General features: G+C 73.9%; 7 protein-coding genes and 1 pseudogene. 2 read left to right on the top strand and 6 right to left on the bottom strand.

Annotated features, from left to right (window positions below; translation table 11 throughout):
• Positions 1–168: pseudogene (locus AOK09_RS41995) on the bottom strand (pirin family protein); the annotation flags it as partial.
• Between the two features lie 123 nt (positions 169–291).
• Between AOK09_RS41995 and AOK09_RS12540 the strand changes: the two are divergent.
• Positions 292–780 (top strand): carboxymuconolactone decarboxylase family protein, encoded by a 489-nt coding sequence (locus AOK09_RS12540; protein WP_055587244.1) that lies wholly within the window; start codon positions 292–294, stop codon positions 778–780.
• A gap of 145 nt (positions 781–925) precedes the next feature.
• On the opposite strand, the gene AOK09_RS12535 is transcribed toward AOK09_RS12540, so the two are convergent.
• From AOK09_RS12535 to AOK09_RS12515, 5 genes are all read right to left on the bottom strand, one after another.
• Positions 926–1276, bottom strand: a complete 351-nt coding sequence (locus tag AOK09_RS12535) for a tetratricopeptide repeat protein (protein WP_055587243.1) — start codon at positions 1274–1276, stop codon at positions 926–928.
• The gene (locus AOK09_RS12530) at positions 1273–2262 is read right to left on the bottom strand and encodes a pirin family protein (protein WP_055587242.1); all 990 of its coding nucleotides are present in this window, start codon (positions 2260–2262) and stop codon (positions 1273–1275) included. The genes AOK09_RS12535 and AOK09_RS12530 overlap by 4 nt, the downstream gene beginning before the upstream one ends.
• A 606-nt stretch (positions 2263–2868) precedes the next feature.
• On the bottom strand, positions 2869–3249 hold the full coding sequence (locus AOK09_RS41080) for a hypothetical protein (protein ID WP_055587241.1): 381 nt from the start codon (positions 3247–3249) through the stop codon (positions 2869–2871).
• Between the two features lie 235 nt (positions 3250–3484).
• Positions 3485–4336 (bottom strand): DUF1206 domain-containing protein, encoded by an 852-nt coding sequence (locus AOK09_RS12520; protein ID WP_079062989.1) that lies wholly within the window; start codon positions 4334–4336, stop codon positions 3485–3487.
• A gap of 169 nt (positions 4337–4505) precedes the next feature.
• Complete coding sequence (locus tag AOK09_RS12515; RefSeq protein WP_055587240.1) at positions 4506–5081, bottom strand: TetR/AcrR family transcriptional regulator; 576 nt, start codon at positions 5079–5081, stop codon at positions 4506–4508.
• A 305-nt stretch (positions 5082–5386) separates the two neighbouring features.
• On the opposite strand from AOK09_RS12515, the gene AOK09_RS12510 reads away from it, so the two are divergent.
• A complete protein-coding gene (locus AOK09_RS12510; RefSeq protein WP_055587239.1) occupies positions 5387–6850 on the top strand; it encodes an MFS transporter in 1464 nt (487 codons plus the stop codon).
• Positions 6851–6893: the final 43 nt, after the last annotated feature.

Raw genomic sequence — 6893 nt, 5'->3', positions numbered from 1 at the left:
GGTCCGGGCCCGCTGCGGCAGCGTGCGCCGCACGGTGATGGCTCGGGGGCCGCCCAGGGGGACGTCACGTGCGGAGAGCACCTCGACGTGGCGACCCTCCGGCGCCGGGGCGCTGTCCGGTGCGGGGCGGCGCTGCGGCTCGACGGGCCCGGCCTCGGTGCTGCTCATGGTGTGACGCCTTTCACGACCGAAAAGGTTTTAGATTCAACGAATATGACGCGATGATAGGCCAACAGACCCCGGAGGTACAGCACCGCCCGGGGCGGCGGCGGAACGACCGAAGGAGTTCAGGTGAGTGACGTGACGCAGGCGGCGACAGGCCGGCGGATCTTCGTCGACAAGCAGAGCCCCCGCGCCTACCACGCCCTCGTCCAGACCTCGGAGGCGGTGCGGGCGGTCGCGGCGGACGCCGGACTGGACCGGGCGCTCGTCGAACTGGTCAACGTCCGCGTGTCGCAGATCAACGGCTGTGCCTACTGCCTCGATGTGCACACCAGGACCGCCCTGCACGCCGGCGAGACCGTGCAGCGCCTCGGCGTGGTGGCGGGCTGGCGCAACACCGACCTGTTCAGCGCCCGGGAACGGGCGACGCTCGCCCTGGCGGAGGCGACCGTCAGGCCGGCGGACACCGCCGCGCAGCAGGCCGCCTACGACGACGCCCGGCTGCTGCTGACCGACGACGAGATCTCGGCCGTGGTGTGGGTGGCGGTCACCATCAACGCCTTCAACCAGCTCTCCGTGGTGAGCAGGCACCCCGTGCGCCGCATCCCGGAGCAGTGACCGCCCCGCGAACGGCGCACGCCCTCGCGTCCAGCTGATCGGCGGGCCCCCTCGGAGATCGATCTCCGAGGGGGCCCGCCGTACGGCTCCCAGCGCCCCGCCGTCGCGGCGCGGCCGCGCCCCCGTCAGCGCGCGGCCGCCGTCCTCAGCCCGCGGACTCCGGGTCGCCGCCCAGCGCGGCCGCCATGCGCAGCCACCGCGCCGCCTCCTCGGCACGACCCTGGCGCTGCAGGGTCCGGCCGAGCATCAGGTGGGCGTACTGCTCCACCGGGTCGCGGGCGATCACCTCGCGCAGCTGCTCCTCGGCGCGGCGCAGCTGGGCGGAGTGGTAGTAGGCGCGGGCCAGCAGCAGCCGGGGGGCGAGCTGCCCGGGGAACTCCGCGACGACGTCGGCGAGCAGCCGCGCGGCCTCGGCGTACTCCTTCGCCTCGAAGAACAGTCCGGCACGCTCCCAGCGCTCGGCTGTGGTCTCCTCAATGTACGCGTTGGCGGTCATACGGGCTCCTCTCCCGGGTTGGTGTGGGGCATCCGGCCGGCGGGGACGACGCCGAGCCTGCCGCTCTCGAAGTCCTCGACCGCCTGGATGATCTCGGCCTTGGTGTTCATCACGAACGGCCCGAAGTGCGCGACGGGCTCACGGATGGGCCGTCCGCCGAGCACCAGCACGTCCAGGTCGGGCGTGCGGGTGTCCGGGTGGCCGGTGGCGGCCACCGTCAGGGCGCCGCCCGGTCCGAAGACGGCGAGCTGGTGGGCCTCCAGGGGGTGCTGGGCCGGGCCGACCGTCCCCCTTCCGGAGAGCGAGTACACCAGCGCGTTGAAGTCGGGCCGCCAGGGCAGGACGAGTCGGGCGCCGGGGCTGAGCGTCGCATGGATCAGGGTGATCGGGGTGAAGGTGCTGCCCGGCCCCCGGTGACCTGCGACGTCTCCGGCGATGACGCGCACCAGCGCCCCGCCGTCGGGCGAGGACAGCAGCGCCGCCTGGGGCCCTTCGATGCTCTGGTACCTCGGGGCGTCCCACTTGTGGGCACGGGGCAGGTTCACCCACAGCTGGACGCCGTGGAACAGGCCCCCGGACGCGACCAGTGCCTCGGGCGGCGTCTCGATGTGCAGGATGCCGCTGCCGGCGGTCATCCACTGCGTCCCTCCGTCGGTGATCAGACCTCCGCCGCCGTTCGAGTCCTGGTGCTCCATACGCCCGTCGATCATGTAGGTGACGGTCTCGAAGCCCCGGTGCGGATGCCATGCGGTGCCCTTGGGCTCGCCGGGCGCGTACTCGACCTCGCCCATCTGGTCCATGTGGACGAAGGGGTCGAGGTCGCGCGGCAGGACACCCCCGAAGGCACGGTGGACGGGGAACCCCTCCCCCTCGAAGCCCCGGGGCGCGGTGGTGACCGACCGCACGGCACGCTGTGCGGCGGCCTGCGGGTCGGGCTCCGCGATGCGCGGCAGCCGGAGCGTGCTCTCCACGGTCACGGCGGGCATGTCATCCTCCTCGGACAGCCGGATCGGAACGACTGGTTGAACATTGAACCATCGGGGTGCATTCCCGGGCCGCCGCGATCCTGTCGACCGCCCGAGGGACCGGGCGCCGGGCTACCCACCGACCCGTCGCCGCCCGCCCCTCCGCCGCCGCCCACCCGCACGAACGGCGGCCGCCACCGGAGGAGACGCGGCCCGCTCGGGGGGTCGAGCCGCGTCTCCCCCGGCAGCGGCCGCCGGGGCTGGACTCCGCGCCGAAGCAGCGGAGATGGGGGGCCGAATCCGGCCTCCGCCTTCCACTTCCACCCAACCATTCACAACATAAAGCGACAAGCTGTACGGATCAGACAGGCTACGGGAGCGGCGCGGCGCACCCCGCGCGCCTCGTCACCGCGGCGCGCCCCCGTCCGGCCACCGTCGGCCGTACCGCCGAGCCCCCGGTCCGCGGGCCGCAGCCCGACGGCGGGCAGTGACGACAACCGGCGGGCGAGGGCGGGCGCGCGGCCGCGTCCGGGCCGGAACGCACGGACGGGCCGCGCGGCACGAAGCCGTGCGACCCGTCCTGTGGCGCCGGAGCGCGATCGGTCTGTCGCTGCCGTGGTGGCGCTGCTACTCGGCGGCGGCGGCCACGGGCGCGGGGGCGGCCTCCGGCGCAGCCGCCGCGGGCGCGGGCGCGGCGGCGGGGACGTCCTCTGCCGCCGCGGAATCGCCGGTGTGCTCGGCGATGAACTCGTCGCCGAGCACCTCACGGGCCGCGTCCAGATGGTCGAGGTCGACCTCGCCGTGCTCGGCCGCGTGGCCGTCGAGGGCGAGGAGGATGCGCTCCACGGGCGCGTGCGACCCGTTGAGGCGCTGCTCGGCGTAGACGGCCACACCGAGCTTGAGGAAGAGCTTGGCGGCGCGGCGGTGCTCTGCGTACTCCTGGACGGCCTCCTCCCCCATCTCGAAGCCCTTGGAGGCGACCTCGACTATCTTCTTGATGAAGCTCATGCTGCGCTCCTGAACGTGCCGGTTGGGATGCTGCCTGCCGGGTGGCCTGCGAGAGGCGGCCGCTCCCGTACGCGGTGACCCTATGGCACGCAACTTCCCGTCCCCGCAGCAGGTGGGGCGTCCTGATGGAGCGTCAGCCGGGCTCCACCGGCGGCGGCGCCGGCGCGGGCCGGACGACCGGTCCGGGACGACTCCCGTCACTCCCGTCACTCCGCGGAGGCCGCGCCCGCGCGGCTCAGAGGTTGCGCCAGCGCGCCGAGGCGAAGGAGAAGCCGCCGAAGAGCACCAGGCCCACGGCGACCGCGATGAGCAGCCAGGGACCGGCCGGGGTCTGCGCGAAGCTGCGGAGCGTGGCGTCCATGCCCTTGGCCTGGTGCGGGTCGTAGCGGATGGCCGCCACCAGGACGAACACCCCGGCCAGGGCGTAGGTCACCCCGCGAGCGGAGTTGCCGCCCAGGCCCAGCACGGTGACGACGTCACGGGTGCGCCTGCCCATCGCCGCGGTGTCCAGCTTCCGCAGGAAGCGCCGCTGCGCGGCCCGTACGACGATGCCGGACCCGATCGCCGCCAGGGCGATGCCGGCGCCGGCGACCAGGAACTGACCGGCCGGCAGCCGCAGCGCGCCGGCCGTCCAGTCCTGCGAGGCGGCGTCGCTGCCGCTCTGCCCTCCCGACCCTGCCGCGTAGGCCGCGGTGCCCCAGCAGACGAAGGCGTAGAAGACCGCGCGGGCGGCGTTGAGCACCCGGCTTCCGGTCTTCTTCGGCCCGCCCCCGGCCCCGATGGCCAGCGAGGTGCGCCAGAGCGCCATGCCGGCGAAGCCCGCGGCCAGGGTCCAGAGCATCACCAGGCCGAACGGCTGGGCCGCCACCTGGTGCAGGGCACCCTGGCGGTCCGCCTGCGCCCCGCTCCTGCCCAGGGCGATCTCGACGGCCAGGGCGCCGATCAGGGCGTAGACGGCGCCGCGGGCGACGAACCCGGCGCGGCCCGCGGTGCGGAACGCGTCCCGCCGGTGCAGGCCGTGGACGGACGCCCGGTTCCGCCGGCCGCCCGGCCGTACTGTTCCACTGCTGACGTGAGACGACGTCACGAGGCCTCCTCGTAAGGGGGCTACGCGGTGGTGCGCAGCTTGACATCCCTCCGCCTGCCCCGGCGGCCGCCGGCCAACCGCCGGCGTTCCGCCTCGGGGCCGGCCCGGCCCCGCCACTGGGAGAGGAGCGGCGAACGGGGATCGTCCGTACGGGTGCGCCCCGCGCCGGTCAGCAGCTCCGCACTCCGTCGAGCGCGACCTCGAGGACCCGGTCGCGCTGTGCGTCGTCCACGAAGTTGGTCGTGGTGATGCCGGCGACCATCCGCAGCAGGTCGTCGAAGTCCATGTCCTTGCGGGCCTCACCGGCCTCCTGGGCGCGGACGAACAGGGGGCCGCCCGCCTCGTACATGGAGGCTCGGCAGGCGAGGAAGATCTCCGACTCGCCGTTCAGCGCCTCGCGGATCGCCCGCTTGGTCACCGTGTACTCCACGAAGCGGTGCAGCCAGGACGTCAGGGCCTGCCAGGGCTCCTGCCCGGCGACGTCCAGCGCCACCTGGCAGAGGGCGTTCACCTCGTCGGCGTAGACGCTCTCGAAGAGGTGCCTGCGGGTGGGGAAGTTGCGGTAGAGGGTGCCGATGCCCACTCCGGCCCGGCGGGCGATGTCCTCCAGGGACGCCTCGGCGCCCTTGTCGGCGAACGCCTCGCGCGCGGCCGCCAGCAGCGCGTCGAAGTTGCGCGCGGCGTCCTTACGGCGCGGGCGCTGCGCCGCGACGATCTCGTTGACATGGACCGGTTGGGCCGCCACTGCTGCCTCCCTGGTGGAACCGAGTTGAACCGGAGGTCAGCCTCCGTTACAGTGGAGGCATGCCTCCACTTTAACAGTCGAGCCATCCACCGCGGCCACCCGTGCCGCCCCCGTACCCCGTATGCGGCGTCCCCGCACCGGCCCGGCCGACGCTCCGGCGGGCCGCGCCGGGCCGGCTGTACGCCGCACCCATGCCTTCGCCCGCCGACGGCCGGCCCGCCCAGCCGTCACCCCGAAGCCCCGCCGGCCGGCCCTCGCGACCACGGCCGCGACCAGCCCGCCGCTTCCCGTTCGAGAGGCTCCCCATGCCCCGGAACTCCACCCGACTCACCTTCACGGTCCTCGCGACCGGTGGCGGTGTGTTCTCCATGCTCCAGTCGCTGATAGCACCCGCGCTCCCCACCATCCAGCATGCCCTGCACACCTCGCAGTCCACCGCGACCTGGGTGATGACCGCGTATCTGCTCTCCGCGTCGATCTTCACCCCGATCCTCGGCCGCGTCGGCGACCTGGTGGGGAAGAAGCGCACCCTGGTCGCCGTACTGGTCGCGCTGACGGCAGGCTGCCTGCTGGCCGCGCTGGCCCCCGGCATCGGAGTACTGATCGTCGCCCGCGTGATCCAGGGCATCGGCGGCGCGCTGCTCCCCTTGTCCTTCGGCATCATCCGCGACGAGTTCGGCGCGTCCGAGGTCGGCTCCAGCATCAGCAACTTCTCCGCCGTGATCGCCGCCGGGGGCGGCGTCGGCATGGTCGCCGCCGGACCCATCGTGACCGCGCTCGACTACCGCTGGCTCTTCTGGCTGCCGGTCGCGGTCGTCGCCGTCACTGCGCTGGTCGCCATGCGCTGCATCCCCGAGTCCCCCCGCCGGGCCGCCGGCCGGGTCAACTGGGCCGGTGCGCTGCTGCTCTCGGGATGGCTGGTCGCACTGCTGCTGCCGCTGAGCCAGGCCTCCACCTGGGGCTGGCTGTCGATCCGCGTGACCGGGCTCTTCGCCGCCGCCGTCGTGCTCTTCGCCCTCTGGCTGCTCGCCGAGGCGCGTTCCCGCCACCCCCTGATCGACCTGCGGGTCATGCGGCTGCCCGCCGTCTGGACCACCAACACCGCCGCCCTGCTCTTCGGCGCGGGCATGTACTCCATCTGGTCCTTCCTCCCCGGCTTCACCCAGACCCCCCGCTCCGCGGGCTACGGGTTCGGCGCCAGCGTCACCGGCGCCGGACTGCTGATGCTGCCGATGCTGGTCGCGATGTTCCTCTCCGGTGTGCTCAGCGGCCGCCTGGAGCCCCTGCTGGGCGCCAAGAAGCTGCTCACCTCGGGCGCCTCCCTCGGCGCGGTCGCCTGTGCGGTACTCGCCGCCTGGCACGACCAGCAGTGGCAGGTGGCCTTCGCCGCGGGCGTCTTCGGCCTGGGCATCGGTCTCGCCTTCTCCTCGATGGCCAATCTGATCGTGGGCAGCGTCCCCCCCGAGCAGACCGGCGCGGCCAGCGGTATGAACGCCAACATCCGGACCATCGGCGGCTCCATCGGCGCCTCGGTGACCAGCGTCCTGGTGACCGGCCACCTCCAGTCCACGGGCCTGCCCCAGGCCTCCGGCTACACCCATGCGTTCGCCCTGCTGGCCCTGCTCTGCCTGGGCGCCGCCCTCGCCGCGCTGCTCGTCCCCGCGCGGCGCACCCCTCGGACGACCCTGCTCGCCCAGTCGTCCTCCGGTGACGTGCCCGCCGCGGCGGCCGCCGAGGCCAGGGCCGTCTCCCCGGCCGCCCAGGGCTGACCGCCCGGGCACACCACACCTGGGGAGCGCGGCCGCGGCCCGG

Origin of the sequence: Peterkaempfera griseoplana (assembly GCF_001418575.1) — a bacterium.
Classification (GTDB): Bacteria; Actinomycetota; Actinomycetes; order Streptomycetales; family Streptomycetaceae; genus Peterkaempfera; species Peterkaempfera griseoplana.
The sequence above is the reverse complement of the archived record's forward strand: the minus strand, read 5'-3'. Positions and strand labels throughout refer to the sequence as shown.

Excerpts from the sequence above, each read along its gene's own strand:
- AOK09_RS12535 (WP_055587243.1), bottom strand. The coding sequence starts at position 1,276 with ATGACCGCCAACGCGTACATTGAGGAGACCACAGCCGAGCGCTGGGAG.
- AOK09_RS12530 (WP_055587242.1), bottom strand. The coding sequence starts at position 2,262 with ATGCCCGCCGTGACCGTGGAGAGCACGCTCCGGCTGCCGCGCATCGCG.
- AOK09_RS41080 (WP_055587241.1), bottom strand. The coding sequence starts at position 3,249 with ATGAGCTTCATCAAGAAGATAGTCGAGGTCGCCTCCAAGGGCTTCGAG.
- AOK09_RS12510 (WP_055587239.1), top strand. The coding sequence starts at position 5,387 with ATGCCCCGGAACTCCACCCGACTCACCTTCACGGTCCTCGCGACCGGT.